Annotated in this window: 22 protein-coding genes; 10 read left to right on the forward strand and 12 right to left on the reverse strand. The window is 63.1% G+C overall.

What is annotated here, in order from left to right:
• The first annotated feature begins 27 nt into the window (after nt 1–27).
• Genes ACHMXK_RS20865 through ACHMXK_RS20895 form a run of 7 tightly spaced genes read left to right on the forward strand, consistent with a single transcriptional unit; the run spans nt 28 to nt 5170 of the window.
• Nucleotides 28–618, forward strand: coding sequence for a phage GP46 family protein (locus tag ACHMXK_RS20865; protein ID WP_397436570.1), 591 nt, complete (start codon nt 28–30; stop codon nt 616–618).
• Nucleotides 615–1742, forward strand: a complete 1128-nt coding sequence (locus tag ACHMXK_RS20870; protein ID WP_397436571.1) for a baseplate J/gp47 family protein — start codon at nt 615–617, stop codon at nt 1740–1742. Before ACHMXK_RS20865 ends, ACHMXK_RS20870 begins: the two co-directional genes overlap by 4 nt.
• Complete coding sequence (locus tag ACHMXK_RS20875) at nt 1742–2335, forward strand: putative phage tail protein (protein ID WP_397436573.1); 594 nt, start codon at nt 1742–1744, stop codon at nt 2333–2335. Before ACHMXK_RS20870 ends, ACHMXK_RS20875 begins: the two co-directional genes overlap by 1 nt.
• A 9-nt stretch (nt 2336–2344) precedes the next feature.
• On the forward strand, nt 2345–3610 hold the full coding sequence (locus ACHMXK_RS20880) for a hypothetical protein (RefSeq protein ID WP_397442607.1): 1266 nt from the start codon (nt 2345–2347) through the stop codon (nt 3608–3610).
• A complete protein-coding gene (locus ACHMXK_RS20885; RefSeq protein ID WP_397436577.1) occupies nt 3610–4149 on the forward strand; it encodes a hypothetical protein in 540 nt (179 codons plus the stop codon). Before ACHMXK_RS20880 ends, ACHMXK_RS20885 begins: the two co-directional genes overlap by 1 nt.
• Nucleotides 4150–4377 carry a Com family DNA-binding transcriptional regulator gene (locus ACHMXK_RS20890; RefSeq protein WP_397436579.1) on the forward strand — a complete coding sequence of 76 codons (228 nt, stop codon included), beginning with the start codon at nt 4150–4152 and terminating at the stop codon, nt 4375–4377.
• The gene (locus ACHMXK_RS20895) at nt 4343–5170 is read left to right on the forward strand and encodes a DNA adenine methylase (protein ID WP_397436581.1); all 828 of its coding nucleotides are present in this window, start codon (nt 4343–4345) and stop codon (nt 5168–5170) included. Before ACHMXK_RS20890 ends, ACHMXK_RS20895 begins: the two co-directional genes overlap by 35 nt.
• A 401-nt stretch (nt 5171–5571) precedes the next feature.
• Here the strand turns inward: ACHMXK_RS20895 and ACHMXK_RS20900 are convergent, their stop codons facing one another.
• Nucleotides 5572–6162 carry a Bug family tripartite tricarboxylate transporter substrate binding protein gene (locus ACHMXK_RS20900; protein ID WP_397442608.1) on the reverse strand — a complete coding sequence of 197 codons (591 nt, stop codon included), beginning with the start codon at nt 6160–6162 and terminating at the stop codon, nt 5572–5574.
• 122 nt (nt 6163–6284) lie between these two features.
• On the opposite strand from ACHMXK_RS20900, the gene ACHMXK_RS20905 reads away from it, so the two are divergent.
• Nucleotides 6285–7217, forward strand: coding sequence for a LysR family transcriptional regulator (locus ACHMXK_RS20905; protein WP_397442609.1), 933 nt, complete (start codon nt 6285–6287; stop codon nt 7215–7217).
• Nucleotides 7218–7293: 76 nt separating this feature from the next.
• On the opposite strand, the gene ACHMXK_RS20910 is transcribed toward ACHMXK_RS20905, so the two are convergent.
• On the reverse strand, nt 7294–7956 hold the full coding sequence (locus ACHMXK_RS20910) for a helix-turn-helix transcriptional regulator (protein WP_397442611.1): 663 nt from the start codon (nt 7954–7956) through the stop codon (nt 7294–7296).
• Nucleotides 7957–8058: 102 nt separating this feature from the next.
• On the opposite strand from ACHMXK_RS20910, the gene ACHMXK_RS20915 reads away from it, so the two are divergent.
• Nucleotides 8059–9513 carry an MFS transporter gene (locus tag ACHMXK_RS20915; protein ID WP_397442613.1) on the forward strand — a complete coding sequence of 485 codons (1455 nt, stop codon included), beginning with the start codon at nt 8059–8061 and terminating at the stop codon, nt 9511–9513.
• 7 nt (nt 9514–9520) lie between these two features.
• On the opposite strand, the gene thiL is transcribed toward ACHMXK_RS20915, so the two are convergent.
• The 7 genes from thiL to ACHMXK_RS20950 all read right to left on the reverse strand — a co-directional run bounded on the left by thiL (nt 9521) and on the right by ACHMXK_RS20950 (nt 17327).
• Entirely contained in the window at nt 9521–10495 is a 975-nt protein-coding gene (gene thiL / locus ACHMXK_RS20920; RefSeq protein WP_397442614.1) for a thiamine-phosphate kinase, read from the reverse strand.
• A 62-nt stretch (nt 10496–10557) separates the two neighbouring features.
• Entirely contained in the window at nt 10558–11949 is a 1392-nt protein-coding gene (locus ACHMXK_RS20925; protein WP_397442615.1) for a M20 family metallopeptidase, read from the reverse strand.
• Nucleotides 11946–12932, reverse strand: coding sequence for an ABC transporter ATP-binding protein (locus ACHMXK_RS20930; RefSeq protein WP_397442616.1), 987 nt, complete (start codon nt 12930–12932; stop codon nt 11946–11948). Before ACHMXK_RS20930 ends, ACHMXK_RS20925 begins: the two co-directional genes overlap by 4 nt.
• Nucleotides 12929–13915: an ABC transporter ATP-binding protein gene (locus ACHMXK_RS20935; RefSeq protein ID WP_397442617.1), complete on the reverse strand. Its 987-nt coding sequence runs from the start codon at nt 13913–13915 to the stop codon at nt 12929–12931. The genes ACHMXK_RS20930 and ACHMXK_RS20935 overlap by 4 nt, the downstream gene beginning before the upstream one ends.
• Entirely contained in the window at nt 13912–14823 is a 912-nt protein-coding gene (locus ACHMXK_RS20940) for an ABC transporter permease (protein WP_397442618.1), read from the reverse strand. Before ACHMXK_RS20940 ends, ACHMXK_RS20935 begins: the two co-directional genes overlap by 4 nt.
• 2 nt (nt 14824–14825) lie before the next feature.
• Entirely contained in the window at nt 14826–15743 is a 918-nt protein-coding gene (locus ACHMXK_RS20945) for an ABC transporter permease (RefSeq protein WP_397442619.1), read from the reverse strand.
• Between the two features lie 15 nt (nt 15744–15758).
• Nucleotides 15759–17327, reverse strand: coding sequence for an ABC transporter substrate-binding protein (locus ACHMXK_RS20950; protein ID WP_397442620.1), 1569 nt, complete (start codon nt 17325–17327; stop codon nt 15759–15761).
• A 258-nt stretch (nt 17328–17585) separates the two neighbouring features.
• Here ACHMXK_RS20950 and ACHMXK_RS20955 point away from each other — a divergent pair, with 258 nt between their 5' ends.
• Entirely contained in the window at nt 17586–18638 is a 1053-nt protein-coding gene (locus ACHMXK_RS20955; protein WP_397442621.1) for a serine hydrolase domain-containing protein, read from the forward strand.
• A gap of 47 nt (nt 18639–18685) precedes the next feature.
• Here the strand turns inward: ACHMXK_RS20955 and ACHMXK_RS20960 are convergent, their stop codons facing one another.
• From ACHMXK_RS20960 to ACHMXK_RS20970, 3 genes are all read right to left on the reverse strand, one after another.
• The gene (locus ACHMXK_RS20960) at nt 18686–19843 is read right to left on the reverse strand and encodes a YbdK family carboxylate-amine ligase (protein WP_397442622.1); all 1158 of its coding nucleotides are present in this window, start codon (nt 19841–19843) and stop codon (nt 18686–18688) included.
• Complete coding sequence (locus ACHMXK_RS20965) at nt 19836–21092, reverse strand: cation:proton antiporter (protein ID WP_397442623.1); 1257 nt, start codon at nt 21090–21092, stop codon at nt 19836–19838. Before ACHMXK_RS20965 ends, ACHMXK_RS20960 begins: the two co-directional genes overlap by 8 nt.
• Nucleotides 21093–21294: 202 nt before the next feature.
• Complete coding sequence (locus ACHMXK_RS20970) at nt 21295–23295, reverse strand: site-specific recombinase (protein ID WP_397442624.1); 2001 nt, start codon at nt 23293–23295, stop codon at nt 21295–21297.
• Nucleotides 23296–23299 lie beyond the last annotated feature (4 nt).

Below are 23299 nucleotides of genomic sequence, written 5' to 3' on the forward strand. Positions count from 1 at the left end.
AAACGCTTAAGAACCGAGACTGGCTGCATGTTTGATGTGGCTACTCGACCCCTCCCCAGCAGCGCACGCGGCGGCATGGCCAGCGTTGTGCCGTTTGACTGGCGGCTGACCCTGCCGACAGCGCCGTCCGACTACCCGTGGACAGACTTCGGAAGCCCAACCGGCGCGCCGCAGCAGTTTGTTGAGAAGTTGGTCACCTATGCGCTGGAGCTGGAAGACACGCTGGCAACACCCATCATCCTTTCGCTCTTCACAGACGCACGGGCCAGCCTTGACGACATGCTGCCAGCGAATGAAACCAACCGGCGCGGCTGGGTGGGCGATGAGTTCATGGCCAGCAGCGCGACCGACCAGCGCGACGACTGGGGCACGCTGCTATGGCTGTACTACACCGGCAAGGTGACAGACGACGTACTGGGCATGGTCGAGTTCACCTGCAAGGAAGGGCTGCGCTGGCTCATTCGCGCTGGCATTGCCAGCCGCGTTGACGTGACCGCCCTGTGGACCGGCGAAGGCCTCGACCGGCTGGCTGTTCGGCCGCAGATTTACAAGCCCAACCAGGTCACGCCCGTTTACGACGTGCTGTGGGGCACATCCATCCGCAGGTTCGGCCAATGACCCCTCTAAACGTACCCATCCCCTCAATCCGCCAAGCGGCGGAAAACGCCGCTCGCCTGCTGCAGCAAAGCCTGTCACAGGCGGCGCAGGTTGCCGACCCGGCCTCGCTCAGTTCCGTCGATCTGGAGCTGGCGCGCTCCAACGTCAAGGCGCTGGCCTTTGTAGAGGGCGCCGGGCTGCACGGCGCCTACCGCTACCTGCGCGACTTCATCGCACGGCAGGCCATCCCCATCAAGTCGGTCGGCGAGTTTCTGGACGGCTGGCTGGAAACCTACGGCCTGAAGCGCAAAGAGCCCGCTGCAGCTATCGGCCCGGCTGGCGGCACGGGGGTGCCCGGCACGCTGCTGACCACCGGCACGCTGATGGCCGACGACCAGGGCAGACAGTTCAGGGTCACGTCAGACGTCGCCGTGGCTGTTGGCGGCACGGTCACGCCTGGCCTGATTGCCACCGTGACCGGCATTGCCGGCAACGCCGTGGCGGGGCTGAAGCTGACGCTTGTATCGCCAATGAACGGCATTGATTCGGCCTTCACCGTCGGCGTAGACGGTCTGGGCGGCGGTGCGGACCAGGAAAGCGACGACCAGGCCATTTACCGCCTGCAGCAGCGCCTGAGCAATGAACCCATGGGCGGGTGCCCGGCAGACTATGTGCGCTGGGCGTTGCAGCTACCTGGCATCACGCGAGCGTGGGGCGTGCGCAACCCGGCTGGGCCGACCTCGGCGGGCGTGATCATCATGGCCGATGGCAATGTAGCGCCGGGCCTGCCCAGCGCCATGCAACAGCGCCAGGTGCTGGACTACATACGCGACCCCAAGCGCGGCCCGCCCGATGAGCTGTTTGTGATCATTCCCACGGCGGTGACCAAGAACTGGGTGCTGTCCATCACGCCGGACACGGCGGATAACCGCAAGGCGGTCATTGCGGCGGTGCAAGACCTGTTTTTCCGCGAAGCGATTCCCGGTGGGCAAATTCCGCACAGCCACGTCAAGGAAGTGATCAGCGCCTCGCCCGGTGAGTACAACCACAACATCATGTCGCCCGTGCTGACCGAGGGCGGGATTTTCACGGTGGCCAGCATCTATGAGTTGCTGGCGTCGGGCAGTTTTACCTTTGTCCCGTGATGGAAAAGTTTCTCCAGTCCCTTGCCAACCTGCTGCCCACCGGCTTCGCATGGCCACGCGACCCGCGCTCGACGCTGATGCGGGTGATCAGGGGCGTGGCGGCATCGTTTAACGAACACCACGAAGTCGTCGCGGAAACGGTGCGCCAGTGGCAACCGGCCACCACCGTCAACCGCATGGCCGAATGGGAAGAATCCACCGGCCTGCCGGATGCCTGCTTTGGACTTGACCAGCCCCTGGCCCTGCGCCGCAAGCTGTTGCTGGCCAGGCTACGGCCAGTTGAGTTGTTTTATGGGGATTCGAGCCCTGCGGCGACCGGCTCCATCGAGGCGATCTGCGCCTGGCTGGGCTACAAGGCGACCGTCCGCTACAACACGCCGTTCCGTGTGGGCCGTAACCGGGTGGGCGAGCGGCTGGGCGCGCTCAATGGCCGCTTGTGGATCACAGTGACGCTCGAAACCGCCCCTTTTCGCGTGGGCGTCAACCGCGTGGGCGACCGCCTGCGCATCGGCACTTTGAACGGCGGCGAGCTGGCCTGCTACCTGCAGCGCATCGTGCACGCCCGGTATGAAGTCAACGTCATTTTTATCTGAGGAAAACCCATGGATTACACCCAATCAAACGCCTTTGTTGTTGACGCGGGCACGGGCTTTAACCGGCATGAGGACAATGCCGCTGTCCCGACGGCGGTCACAAAAAAAGACATGAATTCGTTGATATGGTCCTTGATGGAGGTCGTCAAATTCGGCGGTCAGGCGGGCGCGCAGTTTGACCCAGCAGTGCCCGCCACCTATAAGGTGCTGCTCAGCGCGTTAAAGGCCGCTTTCGGCGGCAATGTCACGACGGTCAACGCCGCTAACTCGCCGTTTGTGCTGACTAAAGACCACGCCGGGCTGGTGATCATGGACGCGACGGCTGGCAACGCGAGCGTCACGCTGCCAGCGGCCAACGCGCTGTCGGCTTTGAAATTTGACTTCCGACGAAAAGACGCTTCGGCAAACATGGCCACAGTCAACCGCGCAGGGGCAGATACGATTGACGGCGCTCTAACTTCTTTCACGCTCAGCCCCGGCAAAGCCTGCAAGGTAGCCTCAGACGGCGGCGCCGCTTGGTCTACTGTCGCCTTTGTTGACGGGCTGAAAGAGGGCTTTTCGCGCTGCGTTAACAATGCTTCCCAAAGCAACGCCGCTACCCCGAATTCCAAGGTCGATCTGCTCGCCGATGTTGTCATTGTGTATAGCCCCGCAACCGGCGAGACCATCCGCAAGGCGGCACCGGGCACCATCACCAACGACGTGACAGTGGCCGGTCCTGCCGCCAATGGGCGGGATCGAGCCGCAGTGTTCCCGGCGTCTTCATGGGTGCATTTCTATTGGGCCCTGAACCCCTCGACCGGAACGTTGATCACACTTTCTAGCCTTCAGCCACCCACCGCAGGACCAGCGCTGCCCGCGGGTTACACGCATTGGGCATATTCGCACCCGCAGTGGTACGACGGGGCCAGCATTCTGAGGCGGGTCTACGTTCGCGGCGGGTGGGTTGGCTACCAAGCGACGCAGCTCGCCTTGTCCGGAGGCACGTCTACCGCCGAGGCGACGGTTAGTCTGGCCCCGTATGTGCCCCCAAACGCGCTGCGAGCGCATTTGGATTTTTCGCTCAGCAATGGGGCGGGCACCTCCCGGTCGGCTTCGATCCGCCTCGCTGCTGGCGTCATCTTCGCGTCTTTGAACGTGACGATCTCCGGCTACGCGAATCAAGGCATCACCGTGCCCAACGTGGGTCAGAGTGTTTTGTACACGGTGTCGGATACGAGTGTTGCGCTAACCATCGCCGTTTTCGGTTACGCCGTATCAAATGGAGATTCCTGATGAAAAAAGCATTTATTGACGCGTCCGGCGTTTTGACCGCGTGGGGCTATGTTGACAGCAACGGTACTGACTTGCCCGTTGATGTTCCTGATGATTTTTTGCTTGAGCCCGGTCGGTGGCAATTGGTCGAGGGCGAGTGGGCAGAATTGATATCTTTGGTGGACGCTGCCAAGGCGGCCGCACAAGCCGCCATCGACAGCCACTATCAGGCACTGTTCGACCAAGCCGTGCCCAACAGCGCCCTGAAGGCTGAATACGATGCGGCTTACATGGTGGCCAAGCGCTGGCTGGAAAACCAGGCTGAGCCAGCGCCCGAGCGCGTCAAAGCCCTGGCCGAGAGCTACGGCGTGACCAATGAGCAGGCCGCAAATGTCGTGGTTCAAAAATGGACCGAGGCGCAGGCCGTCGCCTTTGACCTGCGCGGCGCCGCCAGACTGCGGGCCAAGCTGGCCATCCGCCAGGCTGTGGACGCCGAAGGCGTAGCAGCCGCCGAGCTGGCTGGTCGCGCTGCAATGGAGGCGGTGGTTTACACGGTCTAAATGCCTGAAAAGCTAGAAGAAATACGGTGCGGCAGCTGCCAGCGCAAGCTGGGCGAAGGCCGCTACACCAGCCTAAACATCAAGTGCCCCCGCTGTGGGGCCTTGAACATCTTGAGAGCCAGTGCCGCTGATCCCAGCAGCCAGAGCGCCCCACCAGCACGCCGTCGAGCGTCGTCCAAGAATGGAAACGACAATGACGCGCAAAACCGGGGCCGTAGCGCCCCTTAACAACCCGAACGGGGCAGACGCCCCAGCCATGCCACTGGTGCCTTGGGTGGGTGGCAAGCGCCGCCTGGCGCCCCACATCCTGCCCTTGTTCCCCGACCACAGCTGCTACGTTGAGCCCTTCGCCGGGGCGGCCGCGCTCTTTTTCATCAAGGAGCCGGTCAAGGTAGAGGTGCTGAACGATGTGAATGGCGACCTGGTCACCCTGTACAGGGTCGTCCAGCATCATCTGGAAGAGTTCGTCAGGCACTTCAAGTGGGCGCTGGCCAGCCGCCAGATTTACCAATGGCTGCAGGAAACCCCGCCTGAGACCCTGACGGACATCCAGCGGGCGGCGCGCTTCTTCTACCTCCAAAAACTCGGTTTCGGCGGCAAGGTCGATGGCCAGAGCTTTGGGACCGCCACGACCAGTGGCGCCCGCTTGAACCTTTTAAGGCTGGAAGAGCAGCTCAGCGCCGTCCACCTGCGCCTGCACCAGGTGTTTATTGAGAACTTGAGCTGGGCAGACTGCTTTAAGCGTTACGACCGGCCGCACAGCCTGTTCTACCTGGATCCGCCGTACTGGGGCACCCAGGGTTACGGCGTCGAGTTCGGGCTGGAGCATTACGACCAGATGGCCGCCCTCATGGGCACCATGAAGGGCAAGGCAGTGGTCAGCGTCAACGACATCCCGGAAATGCGCCAGGCCTTCAAAGGGCACACCATGAAGCGGATCACGGTCAACTACACGGTAGGGGCGTCAGGGAAGGGGCGGGATGCCAAGGGCGAGCTGGTGATCAGCAACTTCAAACCCTGACAGTCATACTGTGGGCTTCGATTGAAAGGGACGCCATGGCTGCTTTGGATCATCTTCATGACGAATGCCTGCGCCAGCTGAATGAGGCTGGTGCAGGTCAGCCGGTGCTGAACGGCTGGGAGGCTGGCTGGAATTGGGCTGTTGGCCATCCAGGCCAACCGCTGCCCTGTCCGGTTTGTTTCATGGCTGGCAACGAGGGGCGGCTTGTGCCTCTTACTAGCCCGGTCGGAACTGGCTTGGCCAGGTGCAAGCACTGCAAGACTGAATTCAGCTTCACCGAATAGCGCCGGAGCCATGAACGCTCTTCAAAGCCGTTTTAATGCTGGTTCACAATTGCGGCGTTTTGTTGCTTAAATGCTGGATCAAACCAAACGCTTCTCTAGCTCAAACCAAACGGCGCGCTACTGCACATCGAGGGCGGCCGGGCCGGAACCGCGGTAAGGCACCTCCACGAATTGCGTGCCCGACATCTGACTGAACAGTTGCGCCGACAGGTGCATGGCGGTGCCGTTGCCGCCGTGGCCGATGGACAGCTTGCCGGGTGTCGCCTTGGCCAGCGCAATCAACTCGCGCTGGTTTTTGGCGGCGACCGACGGGTGGCCGATGAGCACAAAGGGAATGGCCGCCAGCATGGTGACGGGTTTGAAATCCTTGATGGGATCAAAGGGCATCTGCGCGTACAGGCTGACATTGGCCGACAGGCCGCCGGCCGCCCCCACGCCAATCGTGTAGCCGTCGCCCGGGGCCTTGGCCACCACGGTCAGGCCGATGTTGCCGCCGGCGCCTGGTCGGTTGTCCACCACCACCTGCTGGCCGAGTTTGTCGTTGAGCCGCGGGACCAGCATGCGCACGATCACGTCGGCGCTGCCGCCCGGTGGAAAGGTCACGACCAGACGTATGGGCTTGTGCGGGTAATCAACGGTCTGGGCGCTGGCGGCCATCACGGCAGTGCCGACGGCCAGCGCCAGCAGGGCGCGAACGATGGGGTGCATGCATGTCTCCTTGTTTGAATGGGTGGCGGCCACTGCGGACTGCCTTGTCTCCAAGTGCGATTGAAACCCAATCCAATTCATTCGTAAAATGATAAATTGCGAATGAATTATGAAATTTTCATATGAATAAAAAATTCGCGCCAACGGTGCGCCAGTTGCGTGCTTTCGTTGCGGTTTACCAGCTGGGCAAACTCAGCGCGGCCGCCGAGCAGCTGTTTGTGACGCAATCCGCCATCAGCGTGCTGATTCGCCAGATAGAGCAGGGCCTGGGGACGCGTCTGTTCGACCGCACCACCCGTTCCCTGCAGCCGACGCAGGCGGCCAGGGAGGCCGTTGTGGTGGCAGAGCGCATCCTGCGTGACGTCGATTCACTGGGCAGCAGTTTCCGCGACCTGAGCGGCCTGCGTCGCGGGCGCGTATGTGTGGCGATCACACCCACGCTGGCGGCTATCGTGATGCCACCCGTTATCCGTCGTTTTGCCACCTTGTACTCCGACATCCATGTGGTGGTGGACGACTGCGCGCCCGAGCAGTTCATGTCCCGCGTGATCGACGAACATGTGGACTTTGGTATTGGCACGCCCGAGAAAATGCTGGCCGACGCCGACCTGCAGACACTGATGCACGATCATCTGAGTTTGGTCTGTGCACCCGATCATGTGCTGGCGCGCAAGAAGTCCGTGCGCTGGGCCGATCTGGCCGGACACCCGGTGATCACGGTGCGTCCCGGTTATGGCATAAGGCCCATGATCGACGCCACCGCCTCTGGCGCGGGCGTGGCGCTGGACGTGGTCAACGAGGTGTCGTTTCTCTCGACCGCCTTGTGGATGACGGCCAGCGGACTCGGGGCGTCCATCATGCCATCGGCCTTTGCCACCGGTTCTGCTTATCCGGACCTGGTCGTCAAGACACTCAGCGGACCACAGGTGTCGCGCGACATTTCGGTGGTCACCAAGCGCGGGCGTTCACTGTCGGCTGCCAGCCAGAGTTTTGTGGACGTGATGCATGCGACGCTCGGCAAGCGCAAGGGTGTGTCAACGGCGCAGCCCATGTGATCAAGCCGCCGCAGGCCAAGTGCCGCCTTGATGCTCCCAACTCGGGGCATCGCTGGCGAGCACACGGCCGAACTGGTTAAGCTTTTTCCGGCCTGGGCACAGCAACGGGCGTGATGCGATAAACGCAGCGACGCGCCCCGGCGATCAGGTGTTCTTCGCGGCGTAAGTTGCCGCGGGAGCCCGCTACCTCGCGGAAAATGTCCAGCTCGGAGCGGCAAAAGCCCTCACAGCTTTGCGCCGCCGCGCAGATCGGGCAGTGGTCTTCGACCAGCAACCAGTCGCGGCCGTCGCGTTCCAGCCGCGCCATATAACCTTCTTCGTCGCGCAACGCGGCCAGCTTGCGCAGGCGCGGCTCCAGTTCGGTCAGGTCTTCGCAGGCCTGCAGGTAGGCGCTGCGGGACGTGTTCTCGCGCTGGGCGATCAGGCGCTCCAGACCGGCTTCGCCGAAAACCTGGCGCACCGTGTCTATCAGCGATCGTGTGAGCTCGGCATGGCGGTCCGGAAAATGCGCGTGGCCGGCTGCCGTCAAGACCCAGGCCTGGCCCGGACGGCCGGCACCGGCGTGGACGGCCTGCGCTTCGGTGGTGCCGCGCACCAGCCCGGCCTCGACCAGTTTGTTCACCTGCTGGCGCGCGCCTTCCGTGGTGGTTTGCAAGGCGCTGGCCAGCTCGGCCGTCGAGCTGGCGCCACGGCTTTTCAGCAGCTGAAGGATGCGGTCGGCGGTGGAGCGGGGTGTCATATTAAGCAAGAGTTTACTTGCCTAATTCGGGTGCGTCGAGTATTATCCAAGTAATTACTTTTGTATTTGGTTGCTTCAGGCGGCCTGCCATTGATTGCCTCCATGACCCAGCTTTCCACCACCGTTCCGCCTCAGGCTCACATCTCACCCACCGCCTCCTGGGGCGAACTGATGTCGGGCCGAAATGCCTGGCGAGCGGTGGCGGTCACGGGGGGCGTGGCGCTGCATGCCATCAATGTGCACATCGTGACCACGGTGCTGCCCTCGGTGGTGCAAGACATAGGCGGCGTCGCCTGGTATGCCTGGAACACGACCTTGTTTGTGGTGGCGTCTATCCTGGGCGCCACCTTGTCGGCACGTCTGCTGCAGCAACTGGGGCCACGCCGCGGCTACCTGGCCGCGCTGGCGCTGTTTGTGCTCGGCAGCATCGCCTGCGCACTGGCGCCCAGCATGGCCTGGATGCTGGCCGGCCGCACGGTGCAGGGCCTGGGTGGCGGTGTGCTGGCGGCCTTCAGTTATGCGCTGATTCGCTACATGTTCGAGGCCAGGCTCTGGCCACGCGCGGTGGCGCTGGTCTCCGGCATGTGGGGCGTGGCGACCTTGTGTGGGCCGGCCGTCGGCGGTGTGTTTGCGCAACTGGGCCATTGGCGCTGGGCCTTCTGGGCGTTGCTGCCTGTGGCCCTGGTGCAGGCGCTGATTGTGTCTGCGCAACTGCCGGCACACGCCGGTGAAAGCGCCGACGCTGGCAAGGCGCCACCTGCGGCCTTGCCACTGGCGCAGATTGTTTTGCTGATCTCGTCCGCGCTGTGTATCGCGATGGCCAGCCTGTTTAGCACCCCGCTGGCGCAGGTGGCAGTGGTCGTCGTCGGCCTGGCGCTGGGTTGGGCGGTGACACGGGTGGACCGGCATGCAACAGTGCGGCTGCTGCCCACCGGGGCTTACGCCTTGTTCACGCCGCTGGGTGCGATTTATGCCAGCGTGGCGCTGCTGCTGATAGGCACCACCACCGAGATTTTTGTGCCCTATTTTCTGCAACATCTGCACGGCTTTTCGCCGCTGGCGGCGGGTTATCTGACGGCTGCCATGGCCGGTGGCTGGAGCGCGGCTTCGTTGCTGTCCTCTGGCCGCAGCGGCGCCGGCGCCGAACGTATGTTGCGGCTGGGGCCGGTGGTGGGCACCTTGTCCCTGGCGGCGCTGGCACTGCTGATGCCGGTGGCGCGTATGGAGCCCGTGTTGCAGACGATTGGCATGGGGCTGGCGCTGGCGGGTGCGGGTTTTGGCGTCGGTGCCGGCTGGCCGCATTTGCTGACACGTGTGTTGTCGCTGGCCCGGCCCGGCGAGGAAAACCTGGCCTCGACCTCGATCACCACGGTGCAGCTTTACGGCATGGCGGTGGGGGCGGCGGTGGCGGGGCTGGTGGTCAACGCGGCCGGTTTGATACAGCCGGGCGGCAACGCCGGGGCGCAATCGGCCGCGGTCTGGCTGTTTGCCAGTTTTGCTGTGGCGCCTGCGCTGGCGGCGCTGTTGGCTCGTCGTATTGTGGGCGCGCGGCGCTGAGCCATGATCAGGCGAAGTGGTCGAAGGAACTGAAGCGGTGTATCACCGGCCGGCCGTCGCCATCGGTCAGACGCAGGCCTGGTGCCGCTTCGATCTGGCCGAGACGTGTGACGGGTGTGGCCGCCTGCAGCGACGCCGCCAGCACGGCCTCACGCGCTGACACCGGCGCGGTGAAGGCCAGCTCGTAGTCGTCGCCGCCGGCCAACACGCAGTCCAGTTGCTTTTCCAAGGAAAAAAGGCCTGTAGCCCAGGCAGGATGAGCGCAAGCAGCTATCAAATGAAGAGCGACCGAGGTGTCGATGCACGCGCCCACGCCGGAGGCCTTGAGGATGTGGCCAAGGTCGCCGAGCAGGCCGTCGCTGACATCGATGGCCGCGCTGGCCACGCCGCGCAAGGCCAGGCCCAGTGCCACGCGTGGCGTGGGCTTTTCCAGGCGCGCTTTGGCCGGCGCCTGCAGGGCGGCGGGCAGCGGGGTGTTGTTGCGCCGCGCATCCAGCGCGAGTCGCGCATCCCCCAGCGTGCCGCTGACATAAATATCGTCGCCGCTGCGTGCGCCGGAGCGCAACAGCGCCTGGCCGGCCGGGACTTCGCCAAACACCGTGATGCAGATGTTGAGCGGGCCTTGCGTTGTGTCGCCGCCGACCAGCTCGCAGCCATGGCTGTCGGCCAGCGCGAACAGGCCGCGTGAAAACGCCGCCAGCCAGGGCTCGTCGGCACGCGGCAGCGCCAGCGCGAGGGTGAAGGCCAGCGGCCTGGCACCACAGGCCGCCAGGTCGCTGAGGTTGACTGCCAGGGCTTTGTGGCCCAAGGTGCTCGGATCGACGTCGGCAAAAAAGTGCCGGCCTTCGACCAGCATGTCGCTGGAAATGGCCAGTTGCATGCCGGCGGCCGGCTGCAACAACGCGCAGTCGTCGCCTATGCCCAGCACGGCGTGGGGCGTGGGGCGTGTGAAATAGCGTGCGATCAGGTCGAATTCACCCATGGTTGGGGACCATTCTCCCACGGCGGATGGCGGCCCACGAAGGCGCCGCCGCCGGCTTTTGGTTACGTACGGGCGGGCGTCTGGCCCGCGCCCAGGTCCCAATACAGGCCCGCCATCACCGTCAGGCCCTCGCGCAGCAACTCCGGCGGCAGATGCTCGTTGGGCGCATGCTGCGAGCAGCCGGGGTAGGAGTGCGGCACCCAGACGGTGCGCAGGCCCAGCACATCAGTGAAGATGTCGTTGGGCAGCGAGCCGCCCAGGTTGGGCAGCACGGCGGGTTTCTTGCCGCTGGTCTTGGCGATGGACGCCGTCGCCCATTGCACCCAGGCGTCATCGGGGTCGACCCGGGTGGCCACGAACAGCGCCTCGCCGGTGGTCGAGATCTTCACCATGGGAAAGCCCTGGCGGTCCAGGTGGCGGCGCAGGGCCGGCACGATTTCCTGCGCATCCACGCCGACGACGAAGCGCAGCTGGCAGCGCGCCCAGGCGCGCGGCGGGATGGCGTTGACGGGGGTGTCGGGGTTGCCGGTCTTGTAGGCCAGCACTTCGAACGAGCTCCAGCCAAAGACGCGCTCTGCCGGCGACAGGCCGGGTTCGCCCCATTCGGGTTCGATCACCGGACCGTCTGCGCCACCGTCCACTTCGCAATCGCTTAGCGCGCGGCGCACCGATGCCGGCAGTTCCTTGGGCACCCACTCGGGCACGCGGATCTGGCCGCTGGGCGAGACGATACTGGCAACGGCATGGGCCAGCTGTATGCCGGGGTTGGAGATCAGGCCGCCCCAGTTGCCCGAGTGATGGCCGCCGGCGCGGGCTTCGATGGACAGGTCAAAGTTGGCGCTGCCGCGTGAGCCCAGGAACACGGTGGGGCGTTCGGCGCGAAGACGGGGGCCGTCGGAGGCGATCAGCAGGTCGGCGGCAAAACGCTGCTGGTTTTCGGCGCAGAGTTCACGCAGGCCGCCGGAGCCCGTTTCTTCTCCCATTTCAATCAGGTATTTGGCATTGAAGCCGAGCTTGCCGCGCGTTTCTATGACGGCGCGCAGGGCTTCCATATTGACCGTGTGCTGCCCCTTGTTGTCGGCAATGCCGCGGCCGTACCAGCGGCCGTCCTTTTCGGTCAGCTGCCAGGGGCTGGTGCCCTCTTTCCATTCCTTGTCCAGGCCGCGAATGACGTCGCCATGGCCGTAGCCGAAGACCGTGGGCAGATCGCAGCCTTCTAGGCGTTCGGCGTACAAGAAAGGCGCCAGCGCCTTGGGATGCGTCATCAGCTCGCAGCTAAAGCCCATGGCCTCGAAGGCCGGACGCATCTCGTCTTCTAGGTAGGACTTGAGCTCGCGGCCGCGTTCGGGATTCTGGCTTTCGGTGGGGATGGCGACGCGGCGTGTCATGGTGGCCTGGAAGCTGCCGCTGTCGAAATGCTGCTGGACGTGGCTGATGGCTTGGTCTCGTGTCATGACAAGATGCTTTCTTGAGAAGTGGGTGCGTACAGATGGCAGGCGACCTGGGCCTGCATGTCGCCGGCCAGCGCCGCCAGCGGCGGGCGCAGGCTGTCGCAGCTGGCCAGCCGCTGCTGGCAGCGTGGATGAAAAGGGCATCCGGTTGGCGGATGGAGCGGATCGGGAAAAGACAGGCCTAGGCCCATGTCGGGAATGCCCAGACCGGTTTCGGGTGTCAGTACCGAGGCGAGCAAGGCCTGTGTGTAGGGGTGGCGCGGCTGCTTGAACAGCGTCTCGGTGGCTGCCGTTTCGACCACGCGGCCCAGGTACATGACGGCCACATGCGTGGCAATGTGCTGGACCACCGCCAGGTTGTGGCTGATGAACACATAGGTCAGATCGAATTCCTGGCGCAGCTCCATCAGCAGGTTGAGAATCTGCGCCTGAACGGAGACATCAAGGGCGGAAGTCGGCTCATCGCAAATGACGATTTCCGGCTTCATCACCAGCGCCCGTGCAATGGCCACGCGCTGCCGCTGTCCGCCGGACAGCTGACCCGGCGAGTTGTCGGCGTAACGGGCCGGCAGGCCGACACGCTCCAGCATTTCCATGGCCTTGGTGCGCCGTTCGGCGGCGCTGCCTATGCCATGCACCTCCAGCGGAAAGGACACGATGGAGACGATGCTCTTGCGCGGATTGAGTGAGGAGTAGGGGTCTTGAAACACCGGCTGGACGCGGCGGGTGAGTTCGCGCCGGCCCAGCTTGGCGATGTCCTGGCCGTCGATCTCGACAGTGCCGCTGCTCGCCGGCGTCAGGCCCAGCAGCATGCGGGCCAGCGTGGATTTGCCGCAGCCGGACTCGCCCACAATGCCCAGCACATCGCCGCGCGCCAGCTTGAGCGTGACGCCATTGACGGCATGCAGGGTCTGGCGCGGCTGGAACATGCCGGCGTTGACGGTGAAAGACCGATTCAGGTCATTGGCTTGGATCAAGGCGGTCATAAGCCCACTCCCTCTTGGTGGATGCAGCGCCAGCTGTGTGCTTCGGGCACGCCGTAGCTGGGGATTGGCCGCTCGCAGGCGGGCTGCGCGTGGTCGCAGCGGTCACGGAAGGCGCAACCCTTGAGCTCGCCTATCAGCGAGGGAACCACGCCGGCAATGGTGCCGAGTTTTCCGCCCGCCGGGGTGCGACCCGGGATGGGGATGCAGCTCATGAGGCCGGTGGTGTAGGGGTGCCTGGGTGCCGAGAAAATCTGCTCGGCGCTGCCGGATTCGACCACCTGGCCGGCGTACATCACGCCGACACGGTCGGCAATGCGCGCCACCACGCCCAGGTCATGGGTGATGAGCACCATGGCCAGCCCCAGCTCCTTTTGCAGATCGGCCAGCAGGCGCAGGATTTGCGCCTGGATGGTGACATCTAGCGCGGTGCTGGGCTCGTCGGCGATCAGCAGTTCGGGTTCGCACATCAGGGCGATGGCGATCATGATGCGCTGGCGCAGTCCGCCCGACAACTGGTGCGGGTACTGGCCCAGGCGTTGCGCGGCCGAGGCGATGCCGACCTTGTCCAGCAGCGCTATGGCGCGCTTGCGAGCTTGTCCTGCCGGCGCCTTCTTGTGGTGGCAGTAGTGCTCTATGAGCTGCTCGCCTATGGTGTAGGCGGGGTTGAGCGCCGTCATGGGCTCCTGGAACACCATGGCCATCTTGTCGCCGCGAAGGTCGTTGAGGCGCTTGGATGAGACTTGGTTGAGGTCTTCGCCCAGCAAGGAGAGGCTTGTTGTTGTGCGCTGTGCCGCCTTGGGCAGCAGGCCCATGATGGCCAGCGAGGTCATGGATTTTCCGCAACCGGACTCACCTACCAGGCACAGCGTTTCACCGCGATGCACCTGGAAGGAGACGTTGCGCACCGCATGCAGCATACCTTTGGGGGTTTTGATATCGACGTTCAGGCCCTGAACGTCTAGCACCAGTTTCTGTTTGCTCATGCGTCGGCCTTATCCTGGGGCGTCAGGGCCTCGTGCAGGCCGTCACCCGCCAGGTTGATGGCGAAAATGAGCAAGGCCAGCGCGCTGCCGGGAATGGCGATCAGCCAGAACGAGAAGAACATATAGGCCTTGGCTTCGGAAATCATCAGGCCCCACGATGGCAGCGGCGGCTGCACACCCAGGCCGAGAAAGGACAGCGAGGCTTCCAGCAAGATGGCGCTGGCCGCTTCCAGTGTGGCAATCACGATCAGATGCGGCACCACGTTGGGCAGCACCTCACCCAGAATGATGCGGGTTGTGGAGGCGCCTGCGGCCTGCGCCGCAGCAACGTACTCGAGCGAGCGCACCTGTTGGGTGGCGCTGCGCATGACCACCGCGAAGCGATCCCACTTGAGCAGGCCGAGCACGGCAATGATGACCCACAGCGAGCCGCCCATGATCGCCACCGTGGCCAGGGCCACCAGGATGACGGGCATGGCCAGCCGGGTGGTGATCATGAACGAGACGAGCATGTCGGTCTTGCCGCCGAAGTAGCCGGCCAGCATGCCCATGGTGGTGCCTATGACACCGGAAATGAGCGCGACGCTTACGCCTATCAGCAGGGAAATGCGGGCACCGTAAAACAGGCGGGAAAGATAGTCACGGCCGAGCTGGTCGGTGCCCAGAGGGTGTAGCCAACTGCCCTTGTCGTCCCAGAACGGCGGCACGGTGCGGTTCACCAAGTCCTGGGCATAAGGGTCGTGTGGCGACAGCAAGGGCGCAAAGATGGCCATGAAGAGCATGGCCAGCAGCAGGCCGCCGCCGAACATCAGGGCTTTGTTGCGTCTTACCCGACGGATCAGGACGCTGGTTTTTGACATGGGGTTCCCGACGGCAGGCCGTGAAGTGGCGAGTGTGGTGGTGTTCATGTTCAGGCCACTCGAATGCGGGGGTCCAGCCAGGCGTTGGCGATGTCGGAGGCGAGCGTCAGCAGCACATAGATGCCGGAGAGCAGCAAGACGATCACCTGCATCACCGGGAAGTCCTTGTAGGTGATGCTTTGGTAGGCCAGGTAGCCGATGCCGTTCAAGGCAAAAATGGTTTCTATGACGACGGAGCCGCCGAGCAAAAAGCCCAGTTGCACGGCTGCGAGCGCGACCACCGGAACGATGGCGTTGCGCAGTGCGTGCTTGAAGATCACGGTGCTGACCGGCAGGCCTTTGGCCCGGGCGGTCCGGATGTAGTCGGCGCCCAGTACTTCAATCATGCCGGCGCGTATCAGCCGCATGAAGGCGGGCGCCACGTAATAGCCCAGGGCAATGGCAGGCATGACAAAGTGCTGCCAGGTGTCGCTGCCCGAGACGGGAAGGATGCGCCAGGAGATCGAAAAAAGCATGATCAGCAACAGGGCGAAGAAGAAGTTGGGCAGTGCCTGCCCGAGCACGGCAATGGCCAGGCACAGACGGTCTATCCAGCTGTTCTTGTAAATGGCGGCCAGAACGCCCAGCGGCACGGAAACCACCAGTGCCACGCCCAGGGCACAGATGCCTAGCATCAAGGTCGTGCCCAGCTTGTCCATGATCAGTGGACCGACGTCGGTCTTGAAATAGACCGAGGTGCCAAAGTTGCCGTGCACCAGCTTCCAGAGCCAGTCGGCATATTGAATGGGAATCGGACGGTCCAGGCCATAGGTTTGCCGGACCATGTCTATATCGGCCTGCCTGGCCCCCTCGCCCGCGAGGGCGACGGCGGGGTCGCCCGAGAGATGCAGCAAGAGGAAGGCGAGTATGGAAACCGTGAAGGAAACCAGGACCGCCAACCCCAAGCGTTTGAGTACGTAAACGAACATGGGGGCAGTTTCCTGTTACTTCTTCCAGCTCATTTCCCAGAAGCGCACGAGCTCGTCCGGGTAGGGCTTGAATGAGACATCCTTTTGCGCGACGTAATAGACCGGCAGCGACCACAGCGGCACGGCGTAGGCCTTGTCGGCGATCAGGTTCAAGGCCTTTTTGTAGTACTCCTTGCGCGGCGCGAGGTCTATGGTGTGGTCACCCTTGTCCAGCAGGTCACGGACTTCCGGGTCACGGGTGATGTCATCGCTGCCGAAGCCGAAGTACACCGGTGTGGAGGCGGACACATCATTCACCAGGTTGGAGGCCCAGGTCTGGTGCGTCAGGCCGGCCTTGTTGGCGCGGATCATGTCGCGCATCGCGGCATATTGCAGATAGCTCAGCTTGGGCTTGATGCCCACGGCCTGCAGGTAGTTGATGATGGCTTCCGTTTGCTGGCGCTCGCGATACGCCACGATGTCAATGCTGAAGCCGTTGGGGTAGCCGGCCTCGGCCAACAGTTTTTTCGACAGCGCCGGGTCATAGTTGTAGACGGTGGCGCCTTCTTCGGTGCAGCCGGTTTGTGATGGCGTGCACATCGTATTGAGGAGTTCCGAGCCCTGGCCGACGATGTTCTTGATGATGGCCTTGCGATCAATCGCGTGTGCTATCGCCTTGCGGACACGGACATCCTTCAGTTCCGGCGATGGTGTTCCCTCCATGATGTTCATTTGCATGAACACGATGCGCATGGTGTTGCCGCTGACCACCTGCACGGATGGAACGGTCTTCAACTGATTGGCCTGGTCTTGCGGCACGTGCATGATGAAGTCCGCGCCGCCGGAGATGACTTCGGCCATCTGTGTCTGACGGTCAGGGATGAAGCGGACCTGGACCTTGCCTATGGTCGGCTGAACCTTGGGCGAGTCCTTGAAATAGTTGGTGTTTTTTTCCAGTGTGATGGACTTGCCTGGAATGTATTCCGCGACCTTGTAGGGGCCGGTGCCCACGGGCTTGGCGTTCATGCCGCTGGGTCCCACTTCCTTGTAGTACTTGGCGGGATGGATGGCGACCGTGGTGGACAGGTATTCCTTGGCACCGGGGAAGGGCTTCTTGCTGATCACGCGGACCTTGTACTTGCCCAGTTTTTCGACCTTGTCTATCCAGCTGACATTTTGCTGGGTGACCGCCTTGTTCTTGGGGTCTGCCACGAAGGTCAGCGTGTAGACGACAGAGTCCGCGTCGAACTCTTCGCCGTTGTGAAATTTCACGCCTTCGCGAAGCTCGAATTCCAGCGTCTTGTCATCAATCTGCTTCCAGCTCTTGGCGAGTTGACCTTTGTACTCGTTGGTCAGCGGATCGCGGTACAGCAGGGTGTCCCAGACGTTGGCGGCAATGATGACGCCGATGCGGACATTGTTGAAGTAAGGGTCGACGCTTTCAGGTGCCTGGTCGTAGGCCATGCGCAAGGTGTCACTTTTCTTGTCCGCCAAGGCTGGGCTGCTGACGCCAAGGGCGCCAGCGGACAAGAGGCACGCGGCGATTCCTTTCAGCAGGTGCGGGTTCATCTTCATGGACGAGAAAACACGGGATTTGCGGATCATGGATTTCCTTTTTAGGCCTGGACAAATGGGTGGTGGCTAGTGCGAAATATTTTGTATGCAATTACATCGAGATGGTGAGCCAAGAAAAAAGCGTAGAGCTGGTGAATCGAAGTTGTGAAAAAATACAGCAATAATTTTGTATTCTGTATACAATTTTTACGGGCAACGAGAGTGCTTACCCTAAGCAAACTTTGGGCCACGATGGTCAGTTCATTCACCCCACATAACCAATGCAATAACCATGAAGGAAAGTTTTTGATGCGACAAAAAGTCTTAGAGCAGGCGGTGCAGTTCTCCATCGACCATGAAAGTACCTGGGACCGGGAAGTGACTGGTAATTGGGGTGTCCATCAGCAGGACCCTCCACCCTGGAACAAGTTGCTGGGCCCGGTTCATTCGCGAGGACCAGTCTCTGGAACCATCTTGGTGCGAGGTGAAAAATGGGTGTCATGGGGAGAGCCGCAGCGCGCCGACCTCACCTTCAGCGTCGCCAAAACGTATCTGGCATTGCTGGCCGGTGTCGCTCACGACCAGGGACTCTTGCCAGACGTCGACGAGCCCATTGGGAAGCGTGTTCCTGGCATCGGATTTGATGAGGGCAACAACGCGCAGGTCACCTGGTCGCAAATGCTTCAGCAGACGAGCGAGTGGGGCGGGAGCTACTTCGGACTCATCGATCAGGCTGATCATTACCGCGCGGTGACTTTTGGTGCGCCTCCTTCAGGCAAGAAGGGCGATCTGCGCCCATTGCAGACGCCGGGCACCTATTGGGAATACAACGATGTCCGGATCAACCAGTTGTCGCTGGCTCTGCTCCATCTGTTCCAGCGGCCGCTGCCGGATGTATTTCGGGAGTTCATCATGCGTCCTGTGGGCGCCAGCGAAAACTGGAAGTGGGTGGGATATGACAACGCCTGGACCGAGATCGCGGGCCAGCGCGTGCAATCGGTGCCCGGGGGGACGCATTGGGGCGGCGGTATGTCGATTTCCGCCGAAGACCAGGCCTTGATCGGCCAGATGCTGCTCCATGACGGACAGTTCAACGGACGCCGTGTTTTGTCAGCCGGGTGGATCAAGCGCATGCAGGAGCCTGGTGCGCTCGCACCGTACTATGGCTATCTGATCTGGCTCAACCACGAGCGCAAGATGTTTCCCAGTTTGCCGGCGAGCAGCTATTTCGCGGTGGGGGCCGGTAGCTCATTCACCTGGATTGAGCCCGAGAGGCAAATGGTCGTCGTGGTGCGATGGCTGAACTCCGCGCATGCCGACGAATTTTTCGGACAAGTACTCAAGGCCGTTGACTCGCAGTAGTTCATCCCCTGAATAGCTCAGCCTGAGTCGCATGAAGACACTGCAGCCTAAACCGGCAACCCCCGGAATTTAAGCGCGGCTTGCCGAATCACTTCGGCCAGCAGGTTTTCCTTGGCCTGCCGCTCGCGCAACCAGCGTGCATCGTTGTTGGACAACTCGACACTGCTGCGCAGCAGGTGGATGCCGCTGCTGGCGCCCAGTGGGCCGGCGTGGGGCCCGAGTTTGTCCATGGTCATCAGGATGTGGTCGCGCAGTGCCATGTGTTCGCCGGTGGCCGGGTCGACGTAGACCGCCTCCAGCCCGAAGCGGCAGGCCTGGAAACGGTTGTAGGTGTAGACCAGGTAGTCGTCTTCGGTCGGCATGAAGGGCTGGTCGTGCATGAACCAGGCCGCCAGCGACTGCACGTAAGCGGCCAGCGCCGAGGCGCGGCCTATGGTCAGCGGGGTGTCGAAGACGCGGATCTCGATGGTGCCAAACTCTGGCTTGGGCCGGATGTCCCAGTAAAAATCCTTCATGCTTTTGACCACGCCGGTGCGTGTCATCTTGTCGAAGTAGACCGTGAACTCGTCCCAGGTCAGGGCCAGCGGTGCGCGGCCCGACAAGGGAAAAGCAAATACCGAATTGAGCCGCGCCGAATCGAAGGCGGTGTCCTGGCCCTGCACATAGGGGCTGGAGGCCGACAGCGCGATGAAGTGCGGGATGTAGCGCGACATGCGGTGCAGGGTCAGCAGCGCGGTGTCGGCATCGGGGCAACCCACATGCACATGCTGGCCGAAAATCGTGAACTGCTTGGACAGGTAGCCGTACAACTCGCCGAGCTCGCGAAAACGCGGCTTGTCGTAAATGCGGCGTTCGTGCCATTGCTGAAACGGGTGGGTGCCGCCGCCGACCACGGCGATGTTGAGCTTGTCGGCGCTTTTGACGAGTGCATCGCGGATCTGTGTGAGCTGGCCCAGCACCTCGGAGGAGGACTGGCAGACGCCGGTCGAAATTTCGATCATGCTGGACGTCATCTCGGGCACCACGCTGCCGGGCAGCGGCGTTTTGTGCATCAGGCGCAACATGTCTTCGGCGTAGGGGGCCAGGTCGTAGTCGTGGGTGTTGACGAGTTGCAATTCCAGCTCGACACCCAGGGACAGGGCCTCGGATTTCTGGAAAGGCTCCAGCCCCTGGGGCGCCGGCCTGGGCGTGGATGCGTTACTCACGGGAATCTCCTGCAGAGCGGTTGAAGGACAGGGGTGTCCAGGGCTTGGAGCTTTCGCCCGCGCGATAAATTGCCAAGGTGGCCACCGTGGCGCCCAACACCTCCATCAGCAAAATCGCCGGCAAGGCAATACTCGCGATGCGCGGGCCCAGCGAGGCCGAGGCCGCGACAAACTGAGACACCAGCAGCAGCGCCACCGAGGACATGGGCGACATCGCGCAGCCGACCCACAAGGCCTGCTTCCAGCTCGCGCCGCTGCCCACATTGCCCAGGCCCACGCCGACAATTTTGGCCAATGCCCGCGCGGCCACGAGGGCGGCAACCATGCCGGCCACCGGGCCGCTCCAGTCGGCCTGCGCAGCCACCACCGAGACCAGCACAAACATCAACATGGTCAACATCGCCGACGCGGTGCCCATCTGCCGCGGCCAGGACCAGGGACGCGGGTTGAGTTGTTTGAGCAACATGCCGCCCAGCAGCGCGGCCAGCGGCGCGGAGCCGCCGAAGTGGGCGGCCAGGGCCGCACCCGCGGCGATCAGCGCGAGCAGCAGGATGGCGGTGTTTTCGCTGGTGGGACTCATCACACGCAGCGCGATACGCAGCGTGAGGGCCAGCACGGCGCCGACCACCACCGACAGGCCCAACACCACCAGCACCGGATACAGCGTGCTGACCAGGCTGGCTTCGCCCCTGTCCATCATGCCGGCGCGGGCGCTGCACAAGGTCAGCGCATACAAGGTGCTCAGGGTGGACAGCACCATGGCCCGTTCGGTCACGGGGCCGGAGGCTCGGGTGTCCATGATGACCCGCGACAACACGGCCGGCGAAGCCGCCATGGCCAACAGGGCCAGCGGTTCGGCCACAGCTTCACGCATGCCCAAAAAGGTCAGTGTCCAGTACACCGCGACAAAGGTCAGTGTTGATTCGGCCAGGCTTTGCACCAGCACCATGGGGTTGTGACGAAACCAGCGCAGCGGAATACGACCGCCGGCTTCAAACAGCACCACGGCCACGCCCAGCTCGAGCAGAAACAGACCCGTGCCCTGCAGCGGCCAGGCCGCGCCGGTGAAGCCGGCCAGGCCGGCAAAGGCACCGACCGCGGAATAACCCACCACCTTGGGTACACCGCCATAACGCTGAACCAGGTGGCCGATAAAGGCGGCCAGGGCGAGCAGGATGGACCACTGAACCGTAGGCAGGCCTGCCGACGGTTTGAGCCATTCGGCCCAGAAGGCCATGAGTTCATTCATGGATGGGGTGTCTCCGTTGTTGATTGCATGGCAGCCCGCAGCAAGCGGGCGCGAAGGGTTCGACAAGACGGTCCGTCAATGCGGCCTGGACGGCCAGACGGGGCCGGGCGTTCTAATTTACATCAGCACACAAATGGCGCTTGTAGGACAAGTGCTGAGATCGCCGGGCCACACCAGGCGAGGCGCCGTGTGCCGACGCTTGTCAGCCGGGAATAAAAAAGCTGCTGGGCTTGCTGCGCCAGCGCGCCCAGATCGCCGAGCGAATGCGGGCCCGATCAAGCCGGGTGACGTTGTGGGCCTGCAGGGCCAGCCGGAAAGCCAGGTAAAAACTCACGCTCAGGTTGAGCGCACCTATCAGCGGGATCGCCGCCACACACCACCACAGGGCGGGTTGCCGCAAGACGTCCCAGCCCAGCGCGGCGCCGGCCGCGGCCAGTTGACCGGAGGACAAGGTGACGTGGCGCACCTCCAGCTCCAGGCCAAAAAATCCGGTCATGGGCGGGATCAGCCCCAGCAAAAAACCCAGCGCGATGTTGGAGGTGAAGCCCGAGATGTTGTCACGCATGAAGCCGGCCCAGCGCCGTGCGCGTTGCATGCCCAAGGCCCGTGTGATGCGCGGGTTGTAACGCATGGCGGACGCCAGGCGGTACAACACAAACCAGTTTTCTATCCAGCCGCCTATGATGCTGGCGGCAAACAGCAGTGCGCCGGTGAATGCCGCCCACAACAGTGTCGGCCCCAGCAGGCTCAAGCTGTGCAACACGTGTTGCGCTTCCTTGGCATCAATCATCGGGTGCCCAAGGATCAGCAGGATGGCGACATTGATGAGCAGCACCACGGGCACCACCATCAGCACGTTGCCCAGCACGGCCGCGACCTGCGAGCGCACCAGGTGTGTGACCTCATCGACAAACTCGCTGACCGCTTCGCCCGAGCGCAAGTCTTTCAGCTTGGCGGCCATGGCTGGTGCGGTCATGGCCGGTTGTTTGGTGGCCAGCGTGAAATGCAGCAACTGGATCAGCACAAAGCTGGCGGCATACATCACGCCGGACCAGAAGCCGCTCCAGAAGGAGGACAACGCCAGCCCGATGATCATGAACTTCAGCAAGGTGGTGATAGCCGTCAGTGCCCCACCACCGGCCGCCTTGCCCAGCATGTCCATGTAGGCTGCGCGGTCCCGTGTGATGTAGTGTTCGCCGGTTTCGGCGCCGCGTTCGGCCACCTTGGCGGCCAGCAGGCTGGAGTTGCTGGCCACCAGCGCACGAATGCTGCGCCGCTCCTCGGCCAGTAACACCAGCCGGGCCAGCAACTGCATCGCGCTGACGGCGGGGGTTTCCGACAACATGCAGTCCAGCAGGTCGCGAATGCGCAGAATACGCTCGCGCAACTGGCGCAGGCGAAACACCAGGCCGACCGAAATACCGTGTTCGTCGAGGTGGGCATACACCGAGGCGGCCGCGCTGCGGCAGGCTTCCAGCCGGCTTTTGAACTGGTCCAGTGCCAGGTGCAGCGCGCCGCTGTCCGGACCGTGTTCCAGCAAGGCGGCGCGCAGGGCGTCGAGGTCGGGTGCCAGGCCGTGAAAAGGTCTGGCCAGCAAAGACTGCGGGCTCATGCGCAGGCGCAGCTCAGGTGAAAAACCGGTGGCGGCGACCTGGCTGGTGCAATAAGTCAAGGCCTCCAGCAACACGCCTTGCCAGTCCTGCAGCAGGCTGTTGTCCGCCGGTTGTGGCACGTCGCCATCGGCGATGGGCGTGTCGGGTGTACTTGTATTCAGCAGGGTGCCCAGGCGGGCCAGTGTTTCTTCATCCAGCAGCTTGAGCCATTGGGCGTCAAACGGTGTCGGAAACAGCAGCATGAACAACTCGGTGGCATGGGTGGTTTCCGGCGTGCCGGGCAGCAGCCTGTAACGCAGGCGCTCACCCAGTTCACTCAGGAAGGCCGCGCGCGGCGCAAAACCGAAATCGGCAAACAGGGGTGTGGCATCCACCGTGCTGATCAGTGTCTGCCACCAGTCATGCAGTTTGGCCTGAAATCCGGGCCGGGCCTGGGCGGCATCCACAAACAGGCGGACCCGTGACAAGGCCGCCTGCGGATTGCTGCTGTCGCCGCGTATCCAGTCCAGCAGATTGATCAGCCAGAGGTGGCGGCTGGCGAGTTCGGCCTTGGGCTCCAGCAGGTCCAGCAAATCGGCCAGGTTGCGCATGCGG

The sequence above is a fragment of the Polaromonas sp. UC242_47 genome (genome assembly GCF_044452385.1).
In the GTDB taxonomy this organism is placed as follows: Bacteria; Pseudomonadota; Gammaproteobacteria; order Burkholderiales; family Burkholderiaceae_C; genus Polaromonas.